This window comes from Photobacterium galatheae (assembly GCF_000695255.1).
Lineage (GTDB): Bacteria > Pseudomonadota > Gammaproteobacteria > Enterobacterales > Vibrionaceae > Photobacterium > Photobacterium galatheae.
Genome location: NZ_JMIB01000055.1, coordinates 1 through 1,048, shown reverse-complemented (window position 1 = coordinate 1,048; position 1,048 = coordinate 1). Strand labels below are relative to the sequence as shown.

Annotated in this window: 1 protein-coding gene; it reads right to left on the bottom strand. The window is 45.9% G+C overall.

Features of this window, described 5'->3' with window-relative positions:
* Nucleotides 1–24: 24 nt before the first annotated feature.
* Nucleotides 25–969, bottom strand: coding sequence for an IS1595 family transposase (locus EA58_RS20455; RefSeq protein WP_036757458.1), 945 nt, complete (start codon nucleotides 967–969; stop codon nucleotides 25–27).
* Between the last annotated feature and the right edge of the window lie 79 nt (nucleotides 970–1,048).

The window sequence follows — 1,048 nt, the reverse complement described above, 5'->3', positions numbered from 1 at the left end:
GGCGCTGTTCTCATAAACTGTTGGTTAAAACGACAACGCCTCGTCTAACCATTTCTGCCTTTTCCCTGCTTTGTGCTGGGCGATAAAGCGCCACCACGCTAGGTAATTGCTTAGGTATGCCGTTCCTACGCCATGAAATCTTCGTATCCAGCCTTTTAACCGACTGACGTAATTGTTCAGTGTTTGTATATGGAAGGTACCGTCTTCTATTGTCCGCGCTGGATTGTCGCTCAAGATCCTTTTGTGCAGGACCGCTTCTTCTTTAGCAATGGCGAGATAGACCAGGCTTCCGTCTGTACACAACACTGAGCCTTTCGTTAAACGTTTATGCATGCAAGGATGTATTTCATCTATGGTGTTGTTTTCAAGCACAAAATCAGCTTCTTGCTCATAGCGGTCTAAGAGTACCAGCACCGGGATTAGCGGGATCTTTTCTCCTTTATTTGCCCGGCCATGATGTCTTGGCTTGCGACTGGTAATTCGTCGTTTTCCTTTGAACGACTCTCGGAAAAATGTCTCATCTGCTTCAACAATCCCCCCTAATTGAGAAGCCTTGTGGACTTCAGGCATGGTCAACAGCCGGTGTCGCCAACGAAACGAAGTCGATAATGCCATTTCGCAAGTTTTTGCAGCCGCTCTTAAAGTAGCGCCTGTGACCATGCAGTCAGCATAATTGAGTAGTTTCTCTCTGGCTCTTAATCGTGCAAAGGGGGTTTTAGTCAATTCATTGAATGTCTTACCACACTTTTGACAACGGTAGCGCTGCAAATCACCGGAGAACCCCCATCGGATAATCTTCGGGCAATTGCAGAAGAGGCAGTGGTCTAACCGCTGTGTTCTCGTTTCCATAGCTTGGTTTAGTTCATCTTTTTCAAGACGTTTTTGCACGTGCAGCGAAAGTGACCGAAGCTGACGATTGGAAAGCTGCCTCAAAGAGAACAATATATTGAAGAACGGAGAAGTATCCATGCTGCTACTTATAACTCACCAATGGATACTTTAAGTATAGTTTCTGTCAGTGTTACCAACAGTTAATGCGAACAGCGCC